This is a genomic window from Rhodoferax saidenbachensis, assembly GCF_001955715.1.
Taxonomy (GTDB): domain Bacteria; phylum Pseudomonadota; class Gammaproteobacteria; order Burkholderiales; family Burkholderiaceae_C; genus Allorhodoferax; species Allorhodoferax saidenbachensis.
In genome coordinates, this window is the sequence record NZ_CP019239.1 from 1,334,814 (window position 1) to 1,353,842 (window position 19,029).

Sequence of the window (19,029 nt, forward strand, 5' to 3'; positions counted from 1 at the left end):
CGGGAGTAAACTTGCCCGCATTCTGCAGGGCTCCACCCGTTTTGTGTGAAGCCGTTGTCAGTCACCGCTTTCCCAACACTTTTACAACCCTTCCTGGAGTTCTCACCATGAGCAAGAAGCCTGTTCGCGTTGCCGTTACCGGAGCCGCCGGTCAAATTGGATACGCCATTCTGTTCCGCATCGCCTCTGGCGAAATGCTGGGCAAAGACCAGCCTGTGGTGTTGAGCCTGCTGGAAGTTCCCATGGAAAAAGCCCAGCAAGCCCTGCAAGGCGTGATCATGGAGCTGCAAGACTGCGCATTCCCCCTGTTGGTGGGTATCGAAGCGCACAGCGACCCCCTGACCGCGTTCAAGGATGTGGACTACGCACTGCTAATCGGTTCGCGCCCCCGCGGCCCCGGCATGGAACGCGCCGAACTGCTGGCCGTCAACGCCGAAATTTTCACCGCCCAAGGCAAGGCCCTGGACAAGGTTGCCAGCCGCAATGTCAAGGTGCTGGTCGTTGGCAACCCTGCCAACACCAATGCCTACATCGCCATGAAGAGTGCACCGAGCCTGCCACGCAAGAACTTCACCGCCATGCTGCGCCTGGACCACAACCGCGCGCTGAGCCAGATCGCTGCCAAGACCGGCAAGGCCGTGGCCGACATCGAAAAGATGACCGTGTGGGGCAACCACTCGCCAACGATGTACGCCGACTACCGCTTCGCCACCATCAAGGGTGAAAGCGTCAAGACGATGATCAACGACGAAGTCTGGAACAAAGACACCTTCCTGCCCACCGTGGGCAAGCGCGGTGCGGCCATCATCGCGGCCCGTGGCGTGTCTTCCGCCGCATCGGCTGCCAACGCGGCCATCGACCACATGCGCGATTGGGCTCTGGGCACCAATGGCAAGTGGGTCACCATGGGTATTCCTTCGGATGGCCAGTACGGTATCCCCAAGGACACCATGTTCGGTTTTGCTGTGACCTGCGAAGGTGGCGAGTACAAGTTGGTCGAAGGCCTGGAAGTGGACGCGTTCTCGCAAGAGCGTATCAACGTCACGCTGAAAGAGCTGCAAGACGAGCAAGCTGGCGTCGCCCACTTGCTGTAATCGGCTGCTACAGTGGCCCATCCGCGCAACGTACTCTTAGGCGCCCAGGGCGCAGCAGGTTTGTTACCTGTGTGCGACCACTACAGCGGCGTGGAGGCGCGGATGGTCAAAAGCCTGCAACTGCAGGCCGAGATGATGGAGGAATTTGGGGCCTGCGTCTTTGACGTGACCCTGGACTGCGAGGACGGCGCCCCGGTGGGCGGCGAAGTTGATCATGCAAATATGGTCGTGGCCCTCGCCAATACTGCGCAAGCAGCTCCTGATTTGATAGCAAATGTGGTGCCGCGCCGTGTCGGCGCTCGGCTACATGCCGTGGACCACCCGGCATTTGCCTCGGATGTACAGATCGTGCTGGGCGGTGCCGCCAAGGCCCTGAGCTACATCATGGTGCCCAAGGTCGAATCCATCGCCGATGTGGAGCGCGCCGTTGCCGCCATTGATGCGGCCGCCTGGGGCGTGCGGTCCACGCCTGTGCCTTTGCATGTACTGATTGAGTCTCCCGCTGCCGTGCAACAGGCATTTGAGATTGCGGCGCATCCTCGGGTGGAGTCTATCAGTTTTGGGCTGATGGATTTTGTGTCGTCCCACGGCGGGGCCATTCCGGCGTCGGCCATGGGCGTGCGTGCTGCGGGTGATATGGATTCTTTCGACCAGTTTCACCACCCGTTGGTGCTGCGCGCCAAGACAGATATCTCCAGTGCCTGCCATGCATATGGCAAGGTGCCTTCGCATTGTGTGGTGACGGAATTCAAGGACACGGCCATCTTGCAGCGCGCTGCCCGCATGGCGTCGCAGGCGCTGGGCTACACCCGCATGTGGAGCATCCACCCCGACCAGATACGCCCGATATTGGAAGCATTTTCGCCGTCGACCGAAGAGGTGGAGCAGGCCAGCGACATCGTGCTGCAGGCGCAAAAGCAGGAATGGGCGCCTATCGCGGTGCGCGGCAAGCTGCATGACCGTGCGAGTTACCGCTACTTCTGGCAGGTGCTGGAGCGGGCGCACCAGACCGGCCGCAATATGCCGAACGCAGTGCAAGCGTATTTTTCAGCCCCTGTGCATTAACGAGGACAAAACACCATGTTCAAACGGATTCTCTGGAGTGTGTTGCTTGTGCTGCCATCACTGGTACTGGCACAGACGGCAACTAAGGCGCCATCGGCCAAAATGCGGGCCCTCAAGGTGCCTGCCGCGGAGGCATTGCCCCTGACAGAGTTGTCTGCCGAGCATTTGCTGGTGGCCCAGAAGGTGCTTGTGGGCGCCATACCTTGTGAGCTGTCCAATACGGTGGCCATTGCTCCCCATGCCGAGTCGCCTGGTCGTTTCCTGTTGACGATAGGGCGGCAGCAGCATGTCATGGAGCCCGTGCTGACCAGCACCGGCGCTGTGCGCCTGGAGAATGCAGCGTCCGGCATGGTGTGGCTGCAACTGACCAACAAGTCCATGCTGATGGACCATAAGCAGGGAAAACGTGTGGCAGACGGCTGTATGACACCCGGGCAGCAACTGGTGGCTGAGGCCATGGAGCGTACCCCTCCGCCCGGTCTACTGGACCCCGTGGTCGTAGCCCAGCCCGCTGACGAAGTGAAACCGCAGGCAGGCCCCCAAACGGTGGTGACTGCTACCAAATAAATAGCTGGCTGCGCAATATTGACGCGGCCTTTACTGTGTTTTGTTTTAAGAAGGAGTGAGAACCATGTTGCAAGCCTACCGAGACCATGTGGCCGAACGCGCCGCTTTGGGCATCCCCCCACTGCCCCTGTCTGCCAAGCAGACCGGTGAGCTGATTGAACTCCTGAAGGCGCCCCCCAAAGGTGAAGAAGCGACGTTGGTTGAACTGATCACGCACCGCGTTCCCGCCGGTGTGGATGATGCTGCCAAGGTCAAGGCCAGCTACCTGGCCGCCGTGGCGCATGGCACCGAAGAATGCACACTGATCTCCCGTGCGCGCGCTACCGAACTGCTGGGCACCATGCTGGGCGGCTACAACATCAGCCCGTTGGTGGACTTGCTGGATGACGCGGCGGTTGCTTCGCAAGCCGCTGAAGCCTTGAAGAAAACCCTGCTGATGTTTGACCAGTTCCATGACGTCAAGGAAAAGGCCGACAAGGGCAATGCATTCGCCAAGGCCGTGCTGCAAAGCTGGGCCGACGCCGAATGGTTCACCAGCCGCCCCGAAGTCCCGCAAAGCATCACCGTGTCCATCCTGAAGGTGACCGGCGAAACCAATACCGACGACCTGTCCCCCGCGCCCGACGCCTGGAGCCGCCCCGACATCCCGCTGCACGCTTTGGCGATGCTGAAGAACAAGCGCGACGGCATCACACCCGAAGAAGACGGCAAGCGCGGTCCGATCAAGTTCATCGAAGACCTGCGTGCGCGCGGCAACCTGGTGGCTTATGTCGGTGACGTGGTCGGTACGGGTTCGTCCCGCAAGTCCGCGACCAACTCCGTGTTGTGGTTCACCGGCGAAGACATTCCCTACGTGCCGAACAAGCGCTTTGGTGGCGTCTGCCTGGGCACCAAGATTGCGCCCATCTTCTACAACACGATGGAAGACGCAGGCGCGCTGCCGATCGAGCTGGACGTGAGCCAGATGAACATGGGCGATGTGGTCGAGTTGCTGCCTTACGCGGGCAAGGCGCTGAAGGATGGCAAGGTGATTGCCGAGTTCACGGTCAAGAGCGATGTGCTGTTTGATGAAGTGCGTGCCGGTGGCCGTATTCCTTTGATCATTGGTCGTGGCCTGACCGCCAAGGCGCGCGAAGCCCTGGGCTTGGCACCTTCGACTTTGTTCCGTTTGCCAACCAACCCTGAAGACACCAAGAAGGGCTTCAGCCTGGCGCAAAAGATGGTGGGGCGTGCTTGCGGTCTGCCGGTGGTCGATGGCGAACAGCAGGGCGTGCGCCCTGGCACCTATTGCGAACCCAAGATGACATCCGTAGGCTCGCAAGACACGACCGGTCCGATGACTCGCGACGAACTGAAAGACTTGGCCTGCCTGGGCTTCAGCGCAGATCTGGTGATGCAATCGTTCTGCCACACCGCCGCTTATCCCAAGCCCGTGGACGTGAAGATGCACCACGAGTTGCCGGACTTCATCAGCACCCGCGGCGGCATTTCGCTGCGCCCAGGTGACGGTGTGATCCACTCCTGGCTGAACCGCCTGCTGCTGCCCGACACCGTCGGAACCGGTGGCGATAGCCATACGCGTTTCCCTATCGGTATCAGCTTCCCCGCAGGCTCCGGCTTGGTGGCGTTTGCTGCCGCCACCGGCGTGATGCCGCTGGACATGCCTGAATCCGTGTTGGTGCGTTTCAAAGGCAAGATGCAAAACGGCGTGACCCTGCGTGACCTGGTCAACGCGATCCCGCTGTACGCGATCAAGGCGGGTCTGTTGACTGTCGAGAAGAAGGGCAAGAAGAACATCTTCTCAGGCCGCATTCTCGAAATCGAGGGTCTGCCAGACCTGAAAGTCGAGCAGGCGTTTGAGCTGTCTGATGCGTCCGCTGAGCGTTCTGCTGCTGGCTGCACGGTGCACCTGAACAAAGAGCCCATCATTGAGTACATCAACAGCAACATCACCATGATGAAGTGGATGATTGCCAATGGCTACGCCGATGCCCGCACGCTCGCCCGCCGCATTGCTGCGCAAGAAGCCTGGCTGAAGGACCCGCAATTGCTGAAGGGCGATGACGATGCCGATTACGCTGCGGTGATCGAAATCGATCTGGCCGACATCCACGAACCTATCGTGGCCTGCCCGAACGATCCGGACGATGTGAAAACATTGGCCGACGTCGCTGGTGCCAAGATCGACGAAGTGTTCATCGGCTCCTGCATGACCAACATCGGCCACTTCCGTGCGGCTTCCAAGCTGCTGGAAAACAAGCGCGATATCCCGGTCAAGCTGTGGGTCGCCCCACCGACCAAGATGGACGCCAAACAACTCAGCGACGAGGGCCACTACGGTGTGCTGGGCAGCGCTGGTGCGCGCATGGAAATGCCGGGCTGTAGTTTGTGCATGGGCAACCAGGCCCAGGTCAAGGAGGGCGCGACGGTGTTCTCCACTTCCACCCGCAACTTCCCCAACCGCTTGGGCAAGAACAGCAATGTGTATCTGGGTTCCGCCGAACTAGCCGCGATCTGCTCCAAGCTGGGCCGCATTCCGACCAAGGAAGAGTACCTGGCCGACATGGGCGTGTTGACCGCTGCCAGCGACAAGGTGTACCAGTACTTGAACTTTGACAAGATTGATGACTACACCGAGTCTGCGGCAACTGTGAAGGATGGTGTGGCCGCATAAGGCACTCGCCTGTTTCGCAAGGGCCCGCTGATGTAAATCACGGGCCCTTTTTCTTCGTCCCTAGGATAATGCCGACATGCACTTCTTGAACTCCATCCCGCTTTCGCTGCAGACCGTGTTGCTGTTGATTGCCAGCAATATTTTTATGACGTTTGCCTGGTACGGACACCTGAAAAACCTGGCGACCGCGCCCTGGTACACCGCTGCGATGGTGAGCTGGGGCATTGCCCTGTTTGAGTACCTGCTGCAGGTGCCTGCCAACCGCATTGGTTTTCAGCAGGCTGGTATTACGGTGGCCCAACTCAAGATCATGCAGGAGGTGATTACGCTGGGCGTGTTTGTGCCGTTTGCCATGTTCTACATGGACCAGCCCCTCAAACTCGATTACCTGTGGGCCGGGCTGTGTCTGGTGGGGGCGGTTTACTTTATTTTCAGAAGTGCCTGACGATGCAGCCAGCCCCGAGGGAGCGGGGCGGTTAAACTTCGCCCCGTCATAAGCCAGTCCGTTGGTTGGCGCGTTCGTTTGTTAGGAGTCACTATGCTGTTTGGAAAGCTGCTGCCCCGAGAAGGCAATTTTTTTGAGATGTTCAACCAGCATGCCGACCGCATCGTCGAGGCTGCACACGCCTTCTCCAAGCTGGTGGCCAACTACAACGACCTGGACCTGCGCGCCAAGTACAACCAGGAAGTAGACGACGCTGAACGCGCCGCTGACCGCGTGACCCATGATTGCAACAAGGCGATCCACATCACCTTCATCACGCCGATTGACCGGGAGCAAATCCACTCACTGATCAACACCATGGATGACGTGGCCGACTTGATCCAGGATTCGGCAGAGACCATGGCGCTGTACGACGTGCGCCACATGACCGAAGAAATTTCGCGCCTGACCGACCTGAGTGTCAAATGCTGTGAGCGTCTGCGCGACGCGGTCAAACTGCTGGGGAACATCGCTGACCCATCCACCGCAGAAGCAGCGCTCAAGACTTGCGAAGAAATTGACAAGCTGGAGTCTGATGCCGATCGCGTGATGCGTACGGCCATGAGCAAGCTGTTCCGTGAGGAGCCGGACGTCCGCGAAGTCATCAAGCTCAAGGCGATTTACGAGTTGCTTGAAACCATTACGGACAAATGCGAAGACGTGGCCAATGTGATCGAGGGCATCATCCTCGAGAACTCCTGATTCAGCCGGGTACGGAACTATGGAACCCGTTCAAACGGCCCTATGGGTAGTGGTATTGCTGGTTGCGTTGGCGTTGCTGTTCGATTTCATGAATGGTTTTCATGATGCAGCCAATTCCATCGCCACGGTGGTGTCTACCGGTGTTTTGAAGCCCGGGCAGGCTATTCTTTTCGCCGCCTTCTTCAATTTTGTCGCCATCTTTATCTTTCACCTGAGTGTGGCTGCCACCGTGGGCAAGGGCATCGTGCAACCCGGTGTGGTGGACACCCACGTGGTGTTTGGCGCTCTGGTCGGTGCCATCACTTGGAACGTGATTACCTGGTATTACGGCATCCCCAGCAGCTCTTCGCATGCGCTGATTGGCGGCATTGTGGGTGCGGTGATTGCCAAGACTGGTGCCGGCGCGCTGGTCGCCTCGGGCATTCTCAAGACTGTGGCCTTTATTTTCATTTCCCCAGTGCTGGGCTTTGTGCTGGGGTCCATGATGATGGTTGCCGTGGCCTGGATATTCCGGCGTACACGGCCTTCCCGTGTTGACCGATGGTTCCGTCGCTTGCAGTTGATCTCTGCGGGGGCTTACAGCCTGGGGCATGGTGGCAACGATGCCCAGAAGACCATTGGCATTATCTGGATGATGCTGATCGCTACGGGCTATGTCGGTGCTGGAGAGGCTTCTCCGCCCACTTGGACGATTGTGTGCTGTTACGCAGCCATTGGCATGGGCACCATGTTTGGCGGTTGGCGCATCGTGAAAACCATGGGCCAGAAAATTACCAAGCTCAAACCGGTGGGCGGCTTCTGTGCTGAGACCGGAGGCGCAATCACGCTGTTCCTAGCCACGGCCATGGGTGTACCTGTTTCCACCACACACACGATCACGGGTGCCATCGTAGGCGTGGGCTCCACCCAACGCGCCAGCGCAGTGCGCTGGGGCGTTGCAGGCAACATTGTCTGGGCCTGGGTGCTGACCATTCCAGCCAGCGCGTTTGTCGCCGCGGTTGCCTACTGGGTCAGTATTCAGATTTTCTGAAATCGGTCGCGCTTACCGTCTGGTCTTGGTTGTACTGGTACTCGAAATAGCGCTGAATACTGAACGCCAGGCTGGCCATCAAGGCGGTGGTTCCCAGTAACAGCGTGACCACCAGCCCGGCGACGGTGAACCAGTTGGTCTGACCCGGAGCTGCTTCTGTGGGTTGCGCTGGGTTGAATCGCCTGTTCCACTTTTCTGCATCCATCAGGCCGTACACCAGGGCGTTCAGTGCGCAGGCGGCGATGGTGAAGCCTAGCAAAGGGATCAGTAGCCAGCTCCACATGTCGTCCAGCCCAATGCTTCTGGCGCGGTACACGCCATATAGGCCCAGCAGCGTGGGAATCGGTAGCAGTCGAGCCAAGGTGTCGTAGCGGCCCAGCAGGTAGAGTCGGTGCAGGCCCAGTGGCCCACCCCAAAAAGTCAGCCAGACCGCGATGGTTTTGTTTTTCATGCGGGTGTACTCACCGGCGCAGTAGTGCTGCCCAGGCCAATGGCCCGCTCCATCAGCACCACATCCAGCCAACGCTCAAACTTCCAGCCACAGGCGCCCAAAACACCGACGTGCTGGAAACCACAAGAGCGATGGACGCCGACGGAGCCCAGGTTCGCAGAGTCGCCGATCACGGCAATGAGTTTGCGCACTCCCGCGCGCTCGGCCTGGGTCATCAGTTCTATCAGCAACAGTTTCCCCAAACCCTTGCCGTGTGCATCAGGTGCCAGGTAAATAGAATCTTCCGCCGAGAAACGGTAGGCCGGACGCGGCTTGAACCAGTTGCAGTAGGCAAAGCCCAGCACTTTGCCGTCCTCTTCCACGACCAGGTAAGGCAGGTCTTTCGAGAGCACGTCAGAGCGGCGTGTCGCCATGTCCTGTTCGGTGGGGGGCGCAATTTCAAAAGTGCCTGTGCCATGCAGCACGTGGTGGGCGTAAATAGCGGTGATTGCGCTGACATCAGCGTCCAGACTGGGGCGTATTTTGATCATTCGATTGGATAACGTTATAATGGAGAGCTATTCAAAGTGTCACTGGCCGGGTGGTCAGTTGCGTGTCTCAAACTCTGAATGTAATGGTTGAAAGCAATTTCAGCCACCCAAAGGATAAATCATGGTCGTCATTCGACTCGCCCGTGGCGGTGCAAAAGCTCGCCCGTTTTTCAACATTGTTGTGGCTGACAAGCGTACCCGTCGTGACGGCCGCTTCATCGAGCGTATCGGGTTTTACAACCCCATCGCGACTGCCAACGAAGAAAGCATCCGTATCGCTCAGGATCGTCTGACGTACTGGAAGGGCGTTGGCGCCCAGGCATCTCCCACCGTGGAACGCCTGATCAATCAGCACGCCAAGAAGGCTGCCTGATTTTTCATGTCGGTGGCAGGGCGCTTGTCCTGTCCGCTGACTTGATAGATTCCCCACACATGCTACCCGGGCTTGAAGCTGACGAAATGCCGGCGGATGCCATCGAGGTGGGTCGCATTGCCGACGCGTGGGGCGTCAAGGGCTGGTTCAAAGTCCTGTCCCATAGCGCCACTTCAGAGGCGCTTTTTTCATCCAAGCAATGGTTCCTGTTGCCGACAGAACGTGGCCTCAAGACTTTTGAGGGTACAGCCCGTTTGGCCATCAAGGAAGCCAAGGAACATTCCGACACGGTGGTCGCCACCGCGCACGGTGTGCTTGATCGCACCGCCGCTGAGGCTTTGCGGGGCGCCCGCATCTTTGTCTCCCGGTCCAGTTTTCCGGCTGCCAAGACCGACGAATACTACTGGGTCGATTTGATTGGGCTGGACGTCATCAACCGCGAAGACGAGCCCATGGGCACGGTGAAAGAACTGCTGTCTACCGGCCCGCAAACCGTGCTGGTGCTGGAGTACCAGCAGGACGGCAAGGCAACGGAGCGCATGATTCCCTTCGTATCCCAGTACGTTGACGACGTGGACCTGAAAGCCAAGCGCATTCGCGTGGACTGGCAATCTGATTACTAGAGACATGCACCATGCGCTTTGATGTGGTGACCTTGTTTCCTGAATTGTTTGCACCGTTTCTCACGGTGGGGATTACCCGTCGGGCTTACGAGTCAGGCCAGGTGGATGTCCGCTTCTCCAACCCCCGAGACCACGCAATCGGCAATTACCGGCGTATCGACGACCGTCCTTTTGGCGGCGGCCCGGGCATGGTCATGATGGCCGAGCCGCTGGAAAAAGCGCTCGCCAGCATTCAGGCCCAACGGCAAGACAAGGCGCCTGTCGTCCTGTTTTCCCCCATTGGCCAGCGTCTGGACCATGCTGCCGTGCAACAGTGGTCCGCCAGCGACGGTGCCATTCTGGTGTGTGGCCGTTACGAAGGCATTGACCAGCGCTTTATTGACGCCCACGTAGATGTGCAGATCAGCCTGGGGGATTTTGTGCTTTCGGGTGGTGAGGTCGCCGCCATGGCCCTGCTGGACGCGGTAGCCCGGTTGCAGCCCGGGGTGTTGACTGATCAGGATAGCCACCACCAGGACAGTTTCAACCCGGCGCTTGATGGCTTGCTGGACTGTCCGCATTACACCCGCCCGGACGATTGGGAAGGGCGCAAAGTACCGGAAGTACTCACTTCGGGAAACCACGAGCATATTGAGCGCTGGCGGCGTGACCAGCGTCTGGCTCTGACGGCGGCCCATCGCCCGGATTTGGTGGAGGCAGCGCGCAAAGCCGGACGGCTTGGCGCCAAGGATGAGGCATTTTTGACAGGGAAACGCTAGGCTTGCTATAATGGCGGGCTAACCGATCCTCTGTCCGGTCAAATCGGTCCCCCAAACAGGGTGGTCCGAGTCGCATCAATTCCGATGCTGACGCGTGCAAGATCACGAAGGAAATCATGAACCTGATCCAAATTCTCGAGCAAGAAGAAATTGCTCGCCTCGGCAAGACCATCCCCGCATTCGCTCCTGGCGACACTGTGGTGGTTAGCGTGAACGTCGTGGAAGGCACCCGCAAGCGCGTGCAGGCTTACGAAGGTGTTGTGATTGCCAAGCGCAATCGCGGCCTGAACAGCGGCTTCATCGTGCGCAAGATCTCCAGCGGCGAAGGCGTGGAACGTACATTCCAAACCTACAGTCCCTTGATCGCCGGTATCGAAGTCAAGCGCCGTGGTGACGTGCGCCGTGCCAAGCTGTACTACCTGCGTGACCGCAGCGGCAAGTCGGCACGTATCAAGGAAAAACTGCCAGCGAAGAAGACTGCCGCTTAAATCCCGGTTTGCTTCTTCCAAAAGCCGCCCAGCATCTGTCTGTGGCGGCTTTTTTATTGCCCCCTCTCTCCCAAGCTTCACCGATTCATGAGCGTTCCTCCCTTGTTTGATCCGCGTCTGGTTCCTGTCACCGGTGTGGACAGCCATTTGCCCAAGGTGCAGGCTCCGGCATTGCAGGCCGACGCGCTGGCACGCCGGTTTGCCCATCCGCCGCTGTGGGCTCCAGAAGTGATATCCGAGCCCCGCTTTGCCAGTCGTACGGCTGTGCATGCCTCCGTGCTGGTGCCCTTGGTCATGCGCGACCAGTTGATGGTGCTGTTGACCCAAAGAACGGCACATCTGTCCAGTCATTCGGGGCAGGTGGCCTTTCCTGGCGGCAAGGCCGACCCCGAAGACCGCGACGAAGTCGCCACAGCCCTGCGCGAAGCACAGGAAGAAATTGGCTTGGAGCCGCAGTTTGTCGACGTGATGGGCAGCCTGCCGATTTACACCACGGGGAGCGCCTACATCGTGACGCCGGTAGTGGCCTTGGTGCATCCCGGTTTCACGCTCACACCCAACCCACACGAAGTGGCCGATGTGTTTGAAGTGCCGCTGGGCTTTCTGATGGACCCGGCCAACCACCGCCGCCATACGGTGGACTGGATGGGTGCGCCACGGGAGTGGTTCTCCATGCCTTACACCGATGGGGCGCATGAGCGCTTCATTTGGGGCGCGACGGCGGGCATGTTGCGCAACTTCTACCGGTTTTTGCTCGGTTGAGCTCGTTATGATGAAAGCATGAGTTTCATCTCCATATTATTTGCGTTGCTGCTGGAGCAGGCCAAACCACTGGCCCAAGTGAATCCGGTGCACAACAGTGTGCGTGACTGGGTGCGTTGGGTGATGCGCAACTTTGATGCGGGCAAATCCCACCATGGCTGGCTGGCCTGGAACTTTGCCGTGATATTGCCTACCGTTCTGGTGTGTGCCGTGCACTGGTTGCTGGTGTGGTCACTGGGCTGGGCGGTGGCGGTGGTCTGGAATATCGTCATCCTGTATGCCACGCTGGGTTTTCGCCAATTCAGCCACCACTTCACTGACATCCGTGATGCGCTGGCTGCGGGTGACGAAGACCAGGCGCGCCGCCTGCTAGCCCAGTGGATGCGCATCGATGCGAGCGACTTGCCGCGCAGCGAAATCGTGCGGCACGTCATTGAACATTCCGTGTTGTCGGCGCACCGCCATGTGTTTGGCGTGTTTGCCTGGTACTCCTTGCTGGCTGCCTTGGGACTGGGGCCTGCGGGCGCGGTGCTTTACCGCATCAGTGAATATGTATTCCGGCACGCCAGTCGGCCCGGATCGCCGACCCGGCCGCCAGTCAGTGCTGCTGTGCAAGCCAATGCCAGCAAAGCCTGGAACGCTATCGACTGGCTGCCGGCGCGGGTCACCGCACTGGGTTTTGCGTTTGTGGGCAGTTTTGAAGAAGCAGTAGACAGCTGGCGCCAGTACGAAGCCCAAGGCCCAGCAACCAATGATGGCGTGGTGCTGGCTGCCACGGCCGGCGCGGTTAACGTCAAGCTGGGCGGACAAAACAGCCAGGGCGACGGTCAGGTGCCGCAACCGGTGCACCTGCGCGCGGTGGTGGGCCTGGTGTGGCGCACTGTCGTGATGTGGATGGTGTTTCTGGCGCTGCTATCGCTAGCGCGTCTCCTGGGCTAGTACCGCTTCTGCGATAGCTCTTCAAACAAATCGCTATATATTTTGTAGCGGTTTGCGCTGATTCCATGAGGGCTAGAGCCCAATTTAACCATAGAAATCACGCCACAACCGGGTTCGTGCAAATGGCTGCAGTTGTAGAACTTGCAGTCCGAGGCCTGCGCCTTGATGTCCGGCATCAGGCTGGCCAACAGCATGGGCTCGATGTGGTTCAGGCCAAACTCCTGAAACCCGGGCGAGTCGATGACGGCAGTCGTCTTGGCGGCATCCACCCAGTACAGGCTGGTGCTCGTGGTGGTGTGTTTGCCTGAATTCAGCGCCGTTGAAATCTCGTTGGTCAGCACGCGCGCGTTGGGCAGCAGCCGGTTGATCAACGTGCTTTTGCCGGAGCCTGAGGGGCCCAGTACCAGCGTGGTCTTGCCTTGTAGCAAGGGCAGCAGGGTGTCCAGCTCGGTGGCTGCGGTGTCGTCTGCTTTGGGCTTGAGTGCCAGCGGAACCACCTGGTAGCCCATGTCGCGGTAAATCCCCATGCGCTCCCAGGCGCGGCCAAAAGGCTCGGTCAAATCACTTTTGTTGAGCGCAATGATGGGGCGAATCTTTTCTGCCTCGGCCGCGATCAGTGCACGGGAGAGTTGGCTCTCGGAGAATTCGGGTTCTGCCGCAATCAGCACCAGCACCTGGTCCAGATTGGCCGCAAAAGACTTGGTGCGGATCTCGTCCTGGCGGTAAAACAGGTTGCGCCGCGGCTGCACTTTCTCGATGGTGCCTTCGTCTTGCGTGGCTTGCCACAACACGCGGTCACCGACCACGGTCTGGCTCTTTTTGCCCCGCGGGTGGCAGATCAGGCGGCGTCCGTCGGGTGTTTCCACCCACACATGGCGGCCATGGCCAGCGACGACCAGGCCGGGTTCAAGCAGGGGCTGTGCCAACGGGGGCCGTTCTCAGCGCTGCGCCAATGCGTCGACCAGTGCCGCGCATTCAAAGTCGGACCTGGAGACGCCTTGCACATCGTGTGTATTGAAGCGCACGCTGCAGGTGCCGTAGGTCACCAACAATTCGGGGTGGTGGTCCTGCTGCTCGGCCAGGTAGGCCACCGCATTCACAAAAGACATGGTCTTGAGGAAGTTATCAAAGTGGTAGGTCTTCTCGATAGCGATGTCTGCGCCGTCGCCATGCAATTTCCAGCCTTCCACCTTGGCCAGATTTGCTATTAATTGCGTAGCGCTTAGCGCAGTCCGTGGGGGGGCTGCAGACGTATTTGTTTGCGTATCTTGGGCCATGTCAAACTCCGGCAGAGGCAGTGCCCAGCATGCGCCCAAGGCGCTCCGATGCGGGCGGATGCGAATAGTAAAACTTCACGTACACCGGGTCCGGGGTGAGGGTGGATGCATTGTCTTTATAAAGCTTGAGCAGGGCGGATGACAGATCCGCGCCGCTGGTCTGCGCTACCGCATAGGCATCGGCTTCAAACTCGTGTTTGCGCGAGAGCTGTGCAAACAGCGGGCCGACAAAGGTTCCCAGCAAGGGCAGCACCATCATGAACAGCATCAGGGCCAGCGCATCGTTGGGCGCGCCCAGGTTGGGCATCACGCCCAAGCCGGTGAAGAACCACACCTGTTGGCTCACCCAGCCTAGCAATGCAAAACCCAACAGGCTCAGTGCAAACATCGACACCACCCGTTTGAGGATGTGTCTGTGTTTGAAATGTCCCAGCTCATGGGCCAGTACGGCGTCCACCTCGGGTGCGGTCAATTGCTGCAACAGCGTGTCGTAAAACACCACGCGTTTGCTGGCGCCGAAACCGGTGAAGTAGGCATTGGCATGGGCGCTGCGCTTGCTGCCGTCCATGACATAAAAACCTTTGGAGGTGAAGCCGCAGCGCGCCATCAACTGGGTGACGCGGGTTTGCAGCTCGGCGTCTTGCAAAGGTTTGAACTGGTTGAACCAGGGCGCAATCCAGGTGGGATAGACCAGCAGCATCAGCAGGTTGAAACCCATCCACACGCCCCAGGTCCAAAGCCACCAATAGGCACCTGTGGCCCCCATCATCCACACGACCAGCGCGGCCAGCGGACCGCCAATCAGCACGGCCAGCACCGTGGATTTGACCAAGTCCTGCAACCAAAGTGCCAGCGTGGTTTTGTTGAAACCAAAGCGCGCCTCGATGACAAACGTGCGGTACAGGGTGAAGGGCAGATCCAGCAAACTGCTGACCACCGTGAAGACTGCCAGCAGAGCGACCTGCTGGGCCAGGCTGCTGCTCAGCCATTGCCCCAGGGTTTCGTTGAGCAGCGTCAGGCCGCCCAGCAGGGTCCAGCCCAGAGTCACTGCCGCACCCCAGGCCAGTTCCAGCAAGCCGAAGCGTGATTGGGCGATGGTGTATTCGGCGGCCTTCTGGTGGGCTTCGAGCGAGATTTGATCTACAAAGGCGGCTGGCACTGCATGGCGGTGTTGCGCGACATGGCGCATCTGGCGGCTGGCCAGCCAGAATTTCAGCACCAGGCTCCCCGCCAAGGCGAGTGCAAAGACCAGCGTGAGTAGGTTCGAGGGGTTCAGGGGGAAATCTGTCATGGCGCCCGAGTTTAGGCCATCGGCGACAATGGCGGCATGGCTGAATCCAACACCCCCACAAACCCCGTATTGGCGAAATCTGACAAAAACCTGGTCTGGCTGGACTGTGAAATGACCGGCCTGGAGCCTGAGGTTGAGCGGATCATCGAAATCGCCGTCATCGTGACCGATTCCAACCTAGAGACGCGGATTGAGGGGCCGGTATTTGTGATCCACCAGTCCGACGCGCTACTCGACCAGATGGACGCCTGGAACAAAGGCACCCACGGCAAAAGCGGACTGATCGACAAGGTGAAGGCATCCACAACGACAGAGGCTGAAGCCGAAGCGCAACTCCTTGCGTTCCTGAGCCAGTACCTGCCGTCCAATGCTTCGCCCCTGTGCGGCAACACCATCGGCCAGGACCGCCGCTTCCTGGTGAAGTACATGCCCAAGCTGGACGCGTTCTTCCACTACCGCAGCCTAGATGTCAGCACGCTCAAGGAGCTGTCCAAGCGCTGGAAGCCTGAAGTGTATTCATCGTTCAAGAAGCAACAAAAACACACCGCGCTGGCTGATGTGCATGAATCCATCGACGAGCTGGTGCACTACCGTACCCATTTTTTGAAGCTGGATTAGGTAGAAACCCGAATCTGTGCCATAATCGCAGGCTTCGCTACACAACGTAGCGTTTTTGCACATCTCCCTTCATTCACCGGGCATGTCTTCCTAGAGAAGGCAACTAAACGCCCCCAGCACTGAAACAACCCTTTGGCGGGTCAGAGCAGGTTCCGTTTGATGGTTGATGTTTTTTAACCATTGACGGAGCAGTCGCACAACCTGCGGCGCTCGCGTGTGAGAAAAATATGACTGACGCTTTTGAAGTGACAGGCGAATTCGCGCCTGCCGAAAACTTTTCCAATTCCCCCGTGGAATCCACTCCCGAGGCTTCCAGCCACGTGGAACCCCAATTGGCTGCCGCCGAAGACGACGTGACCCCAGTGGTTGCGGAACCTGAAGTGCCTAACGGATTTGTCGAACTGGGCTTGGCGCCTGAGCTGGTGCAAGCTTGTAAGGACCTGGGTTACACCCAACCTACCGTTGTGCAAAGCAAGGCCATTCCTCTGGCCATGGGCTCTGGCGCAACCAAAGATTCGGTTGCCAAATTCATCGATCTGATGGTTTCCAGCCAGACCGGTTCCGGCAAGACCGCTGCCTTCCTGCTGCCCGTGCTGCACACGCTGTTGACGCAGCAAGCCGAAGCCGAAGCCGCTGAAAAAGCTGAATACGAACAAGCTGTGGCTGACGCCGCTGCCAAGGGCGAACCTGTTCCCAAGCGCGCCAAGCGCAAAGACCCGACCAACCCCCGCAACTTCAAGGCACCCACTCCTGGCGCCCTGATCGTTTGCCCCACCCGCGAACTGGCCCAGCAAGTGGCGCATGACGCCATCGACCTGGTGCAACATTGCCGCGGTCTGCGCGTTGCCAACATTGTGGGTGGCATGCCTTACCAATTGCAAATTGCCAAGCTGCAAAACGCGAATCTGGTGGTTGCTACGCCTGGCCGTCTGCTGGATCTGCAACGCTCCATGCAAATCAAGCTGGACCAAGTGCAATTCCTGGTGGTCGACGAAGCCGACCGCATGCTGGATCTGGGCTTCTCCGATGACCTGGCTGAAATCAACCAGCTGACCATTGGCCGCAAGCAAACCATGATGTTCAGCGCAACTTTCGCGCCGCGCATTCAGCAACTCGCTGCCCGCGTGATGCGCGAGCCGCAGCGCGTGACCATCGACAGCCCGCAAGAAAAACACGCCAACATCAAGCAAGTGCTGTTCTGGGCTGACAACGCCACCCACAAGCGCAAGCTGCTGGACCACTGGCTGCGTGACACCACCATCAACCAGGCTATTGTTTTCGCCAGCACCCAAATCGAGTGCGACGGTCTGGCTGCCGATCTGCAACAAGATGGCTTTGACGCTGTGGCATTGCATGGCGCGCTGAGCCAGGGTCTGCGTAACCGCCGCCTGATGGCACTGCGCCAAGGCCATGTGCAAATTCTGGTGGCGACCGATGTGGCTGCCCGCGGTATTGACGTGCCCACCATCACCCACGTGTTCAACTTTGGTCTGCCGATGAAGGCCGAGGATTACACCCACCGTATCGGCCGTACCGGCCGTGCTGGTCGCGATGGCTTGGCCATCACCTTTGCCGAAATGCGCGATCGTCGCAAGATTTTCGACATCGAAGCCTACAGCCGCCAGCCTATCAAGGCCGAGACCATTCCTGGTCTGGAACCCCAACAGCGTGCTCCCGAGTCGCGTCCTTCCGGCTTCGGTGGCCGTGGTCGTAGCGACGGCGCTCCACGTGACCGCAATTTCGGCGGCCCACGTGAAGGTGGCTTTGGTGGCAACCGTGGTGGTTTCGGTGGCAAGCCCGCCGGCGGCAACCGTGACTTTGGCGGCAATTCCCGTGACTTCAGCGGCGCAGCCAAAGAAGGCTTCAGCTACGAACGCAAGGGTGGTTTCAACGACCGCTTTGCGGGTCAAGGCCAAGGCGGCGCACCCCGTGGTGACTTCGCACCGCGCGGCGATTTCGCCCCACGTGGTGATGCACGTCCCCCGCGCGGTGACTTTGCGCCCCGTGGCGATTTCCAGCCGCGCGGCGACTTCCAGGCACCTCGCGGTGATTTCGGTGCACCACGTGGCAACTTCGCGGACCGCAAGCCTGCCTTTGGCAAGCCCGCTGGTTTTGCCAAGCCCGGCAACGGTGGCAAGGTGTTTGTGCCCCGTGACGCCAAGAAGCGCCCTGCACGCAACGCTGACTAAATCGTTCGCTCCATAAAAAGCCCCGCTGATAACCAGCGGGGCTTTTTTTCGTCTGTGTGAATCGGGTTGCTCTTCTTAGTCCATCAGGCCATGCCGTTGCGGCTGGCCAGTTCCACAAACAGCCCCGAATGGTCCAGGTCGGCCAAGCCATGTTCCACACCTTCGGCGTAGAGCTGCTCAAACAGGGCGGTGATGGGCGCTTCAAAGCCGATCTCCTGGGCCGTGCTCATGGCGTTGCGCAGGTCCTTGAGCTGCACGGCCATCCGGCCCTTGGGCGCAAAGTCGCGCTCCACCATGCGCTGGCCGTGCACCTGCAGGATGCGGCTGTCGGCAAAACCACCGGTGATGGCCTCTTTCACCTTGGCCATGTCGGCGCCGCCTTTGGCGCATAACAGCAGGGCCTCGGCGACGGCACCGATGGTGATGCCCACAATCATCTGGTTGGCCAGCTTGGCCAGTTGGCCCGAACCGGTGGGGCCCACATGGGTGGAGCGGCCAAAGACGGTGAGGACGGGCAGTGCGCGCTGGAAATTGGCCGCTTTGCCACCGGCCATGATGGCAAGCAGGCCTTGCTCGGCGCCAATGGTGCCGCCGGACACCGGGGCATCCAGATAGTCAATTTGTAATTCGCTCAGGCGCGCTGCGTGGTCACGCGCTTCGATCGGCTTGATGGAAGACATGTCGATCAGCAGGCTACCCTTGGCCATGGCGGTGGCAGCACCCATCTCAAACAGCACCTGGCCCACGACGCCGCCGTTGTCCAGCATGGTGATCACCACATCGGCTTGCCGCACCGCGTCAGCGGGAGCCGTGTGCACCGTGGCGCCCAGTTCCGCCAGGCGTTGTGCCTTGTGCGGCGTGCGGTTCCACGCGTGAACCTGAAAACCGGCTTCGCACAAACGTTTGGCCATGGGGAACCCCATCAGACCAATTCCCAACACTGCAATTTTCATGTGAGCTCCGTGCAATTCGCTACCAGAATAGCGCTGCACAGAGCCACCGCGCATAGCGTTTGCCCGCGAAATGCTGTCGGCGGGCTGACGGATGTTGCCCCCACGCTGCGTTGCTTCGCGGGTCGCTACCCCCGAGTGGGCCAAGCCGTCTAGGGCCGGCC

21 protein-coding genes are annotated in these 19,029 nt (G+C 59.5%); 15 read left to right on the plus strand and 6 right to left on the minus strand.

The features are described from left to right. The first annotated feature begins 107 nt into the window (after positions 1-107). The 7 genes from RS694_RS06390 (at position 108) to RS694_RS06420 (ending at position 7,616) form a co-directional block, all read left to right on the plus strand. Entirely contained in the window at positions 108-1,094 is a 987-nt protein-coding gene (locus RS694_RS06390; RefSeq protein WP_029706828.1) for a malate dehydrogenase, read from the plus strand. Between the two features lie 12 nt (positions 1,095-1,106). Continuing rightward, complete coding sequence (locus RS694_RS06395; protein ID WP_029706827.1) at positions 1,107-2,159, plus strand: HpcH/HpaI aldolase/citrate lyase family protein; 1,053 nt, start codon at positions 1,107-1,109, stop codon at positions 2,157-2,159. Positions 2,160-2,174: 15 nt separating this feature from the next. After that, entirely contained in the window at positions 2,175-2,726 is a 552-nt protein-coding gene (locus tag RS694_RS06400; RefSeq protein WP_051391778.1) for a hypothetical protein, read from the plus strand. 64 nt (positions 2,727-2,790) lie between these two features. Then, positions 2,791-5,400: a bifunctional aconitate hydratase 2/2-methylisocitrate dehydratase gene (gene acnB / locus RS694_RS06405; protein ID WP_029706824.1), complete on the plus strand. Its 2,610-nt coding sequence runs from the start codon at positions 2,791-2,793 to the stop codon at positions 5,398-5,400. 76 nt (positions 5,401-5,476) lie between these two features. After that, positions 5,477-5,845: a DMT family protein gene (locus tag RS694_RS06410; RefSeq protein WP_029706822.1), complete on the plus strand. Its 369-nt coding sequence runs from the start codon at positions 5,477-5,479 to the stop codon at positions 5,843-5,845. 93 nt (positions 5,846-5,938) lie between these two features. Further along, positions 5,939-6,586, plus strand: coding sequence for a DUF47 domain-containing protein (locus RS694_RS06415; protein ID WP_029706820.1), 648 nt, complete (start codon positions 5,939-5,941; stop codon positions 6,584-6,586). Between the two features lie 19 nt (positions 6,587-6,605). Next, positions 6,606-7,616 carry an inorganic phosphate transporter gene (locus RS694_RS06420; RefSeq protein ID WP_029706819.1) on the plus strand — a complete coding sequence of 337 codons (1,011 nt, stop codon included), beginning with the start codon at positions 6,606-6,608 and terminating at the stop codon, positions 7,614-7,616. On the opposite strand, the gene RS694_RS06425 is transcribed toward RS694_RS06420, so the two are convergent. Together RS694_RS06425 and RS694_RS06430 are read right to left on the minus strand one after the other, a co-directional pair. Next, positions 7,597-8,067 carry a hypothetical protein gene (locus RS694_RS06425; protein ID WP_029706818.1) on the minus strand — a complete coding sequence of 157 codons (471 nt, stop codon included), beginning with the start codon at positions 8,065-8,067 and terminating at the stop codon, positions 7,597-7,599. The two genes, RS694_RS06420 and RS694_RS06425, sit on opposite strands and share 20 nt — an antisense overlap. Next, positions 8,064-8,597 carry a GNAT family N-acetyltransferase gene (locus RS694_RS06430; RefSeq protein ID WP_029706816.1) on the minus strand — a complete coding sequence of 178 codons (534 nt, stop codon included), beginning with the start codon at positions 8,595-8,597 and terminating at the stop codon, positions 8,064-8,066. Before RS694_RS06430 ends, RS694_RS06425 begins: the two co-directional genes overlap by 4 nt. Positions 8,598-8,718: 121 nt before the next feature. Between RS694_RS06430 and rpsP the strand changes: the two genes are divergently transcribed. The 6 genes from rpsP (at position 8,719) to RS694_RS06460 (ending at position 12,540) form a co-directional block, all read left to right on the plus strand. Then, a complete protein-coding gene (rpsP, locus tag RS694_RS06435) occupies positions 8,719-8,970 on the plus strand; it encodes a 30S ribosomal protein S16 (RefSeq protein WP_029706815.1) in 252 nt (83 codons plus the stop codon). A 59-nt stretch (positions 8,971-9,029) separates the two neighbouring features. Continuing rightward, a complete protein-coding gene (gene rimM / locus RS694_RS06440; RefSeq protein ID WP_029706814.1) occupies positions 9,030-9,593 on the plus strand; it encodes a ribosome maturation factor RimM in 564 nt (187 codons plus the stop codon). 11 nt (positions 9,594-9,604) lie between these two features. After that, on the plus strand, positions 9,605-10,351 hold the full coding sequence (gene trmD, locus RS694_RS06445; RefSeq protein ID WP_029706813.1) for a tRNA (guanosine(37)-N1)-methyltransferase TrmD: 747 nt from the start codon (positions 9,605-9,607) through the stop codon (positions 10,349-10,351). A 116-nt stretch (positions 10,352-10,467) separates the two neighbouring features. Beyond that, positions 10,468-10,839 carry a 50S ribosomal protein L19 gene (rplS, locus tag RS694_RS06450; protein WP_029706812.1) on the plus strand — a complete coding sequence of 124 codons (372 nt, stop codon included), beginning with the start codon at positions 10,468-10,470 and terminating at the stop codon, positions 10,837-10,839. An 87-nt stretch (positions 10,840-10,926) separates the two neighbouring features. Next, positions 10,927-11,601 carry a CoA pyrophosphatase gene (locus RS694_RS06455; RefSeq protein ID WP_029706811.1) on the plus strand — a complete coding sequence of 225 codons (675 nt, stop codon included), beginning with the start codon at positions 10,927-10,929 and terminating at the stop codon, positions 11,599-11,601. Positions 11,602-11,619: 18 nt separating this feature from the next. After that, a complete protein-coding gene (locus tag RS694_RS06460; RefSeq protein WP_029706809.1) occupies positions 11,620-12,540 on the plus strand; it encodes a CobD/CbiB family protein in 921 nt (306 codons plus the stop codon). Here RS694_RS06460 and rsgA read toward each other — a convergent pair. Genes rsgA through RS694_RS06475 form a run of 3 tightly spaced genes read right to left on the minus strand, consistent with a single transcriptional unit; the run spans position 12,537 to position 15,108 of the window. Then, positions 12,537-13,466, minus strand: coding sequence for a ribosome small subunit-dependent GTPase A (gene rsgA, locus RS694_RS06465; protein ID WP_029706808.1), 930 nt, complete (start codon positions 13,464-13,466; stop codon positions 12,537-12,539). The genes RS694_RS06460 and rsgA overlap by 4 nt on opposite strands. A 12-nt stretch (positions 13,467-13,478) precedes the next feature. Then, complete coding sequence (locus RS694_RS06470; RefSeq protein ID WP_029706806.1) at positions 13,479-13,817, minus strand: 4a-hydroxytetrahydrobiopterin dehydratase; 339 nt, start codon at positions 13,815-13,817, stop codon at positions 13,479-13,481. Position 13,818: 1 nt separating this feature from the next. Then, a complete protein-coding gene (locus tag RS694_RS06475; RefSeq protein WP_174407683.1) occupies positions 13,819-15,108 on the minus strand; it encodes a M48 family metallopeptidase in 1,290 nt (429 codons plus the stop codon). Positions 15,109-15,144: 36 nt separating this feature from the next. Here RS694_RS06475 and orn point away from each other — a divergent pair, with 36 nt between their 5' ends. Next, entirely contained in the window at positions 15,145-15,726 is a 582-nt protein-coding gene (orn, locus tag RS694_RS06480) for an oligoribonuclease (RefSeq protein ID WP_029706804.1), read from the plus strand. Between the two features lie 227 nt (positions 15,727-15,953). Then, complete coding sequence (locus tag RS694_RS06485) at positions 15,954-17,915, plus strand: DEAD/DEAH box helicase (RefSeq protein WP_029706803.1); 1,962 nt, start codon at positions 15,954-15,956, stop codon at positions 17,913-17,915. Positions 17,916-17,998: 83 nt separating this feature from the next. On the opposite strand, the gene RS694_RS06490 is transcribed toward RS694_RS06485, so the two are convergent. Then, positions 17,999-18,922 carry an NAD(P)-dependent oxidoreductase gene (locus RS694_RS06490; protein WP_051391777.1) on the minus strand — a complete coding sequence of 308 codons (924 nt, stop codon included), beginning with the start codon at positions 18,920-18,922 and terminating at the stop codon, positions 17,999-18,001. Positions 18,923-19,029: the final 107 nt, after the last annotated feature.

Excerpts from the sequence above, each read along its gene's own strand:
- RS694_RS06390 (WP_029706828.1), top strand. The coding sequence starts at position 108 with ATGAGCAAGAAGCCTGTTCGCGTTGCCGTTACCGGAGCCGCCGGTCAA.
- RS694_RS06400 (WP_051391778.1), top strand. The coding sequence starts at position 2,175 with ATGTTCAAACGGATTCTCTGGAGTGTGTTGCTTGTGCTGCCATCACTG.
- acnB (WP_029706824.1), top strand. The coding sequence starts at position 2,791 with ATGTTGCAAGCCTACCGAGACCATGTGGCCGAACGCGCCGCTTTGGGC.
- RS694_RS06410 (WP_029706822.1), top strand. The coding sequence starts at position 5,477 with ATGCACTTCTTGAACTCCATCCCGCTTTCGCTGCAGACCGTGTTGCTG.
- RS694_RS06415 (WP_029706820.1), top strand. The coding sequence starts at position 5,939 with ATGCTGTTTGGAAAGCTGCTGCCCCGAGAAGGCAATTTTTTTGAGATG.
- RS694_RS06420 (WP_029706819.1), top strand. The coding sequence starts at position 6,606 with ATGGAACCCGTTCAAACGGCCCTATGGGTAGTGGTATTGCTGGTTGCG.
- RS694_RS06425 (WP_029706818.1), bottom strand. The coding sequence starts at position 8,067 with ATGAAAAACAAAACCATCGCGGTCTGGCTGACTTTTTGGGGTGGGCCA.
- RS694_RS06430 (WP_029706816.1), bottom strand. The coding sequence starts at position 8,597 with ATGATCAAAATACGCCCCAGTCTGGACGCTGATGTCAGCGCAATCACC.
- rpsP (WP_029706815.1), top strand. The coding sequence starts at position 8,719 with ATGGTCGTCATTCGACTCGCCCGTGGCGGTGCAAAAGCTCGCCCGTTT.
- rimM (WP_029706814.1), top strand. The coding sequence starts at position 9,030 with ATGCTACCCGGGCTTGAAGCTGACGAAATGCCGGCGGATGCCATCGAG.
- trmD (WP_029706813.1), top strand. The coding sequence starts at position 9,605 with ATGCGCTTTGATGTGGTGACCTTGTTTCCTGAATTGTTTGCACCGTTT.
- rplS (WP_029706812.1), top strand. The coding sequence starts at position 10,468 with ATGAACCTGATCCAAATTCTCGAGCAAGAAGAAATTGCTCGCCTCGGC.
- RS694_RS06455 (WP_029706811.1), top strand. The coding sequence starts at position 10,927 with ATGAGCGTTCCTCCCTTGTTTGATCCGCGTCTGGTTCCTGTCACCGGT.
- RS694_RS06460 (WP_029706809.1), top strand. The coding sequence starts at position 11,620 with ATGAGTTTCATCTCCATATTATTTGCGTTGCTGCTGGAGCAGGCCAAA.
- RS694_RS06470 (WP_029706806.1), bottom strand. The coding sequence starts at position 13,817 with ATGGCCCAAGATACGCAAACAAATACGTCTGCAGCCCCCCCACGGACT.
- RS694_RS06475 (WP_174407683.1), bottom strand. The coding sequence starts at position 15,108 with ATGACAGATTTCCCCCTGAACCCCTCGAACCTACTCACGCTGGTCTTT.
- orn (WP_029706804.1), top strand. The coding sequence starts at position 15,145 with ATGGCTGAATCCAACACCCCCACAAACCCCGTATTGGCGAAATCTGAC.
- RS694_RS06485 (WP_029706803.1), top strand. The coding sequence starts at position 15,954 with ATGACTGACGCTTTTGAAGTGACAGGCGAATTCGCGCCTGCCGAAAAC.
- RS694_RS06490 (WP_051391777.1), bottom strand. The coding sequence starts at position 18,922 with ATGCGCGGTGGCTCTGTGCAGCGCTATTCTGGTAGCGAATTGCACGGA.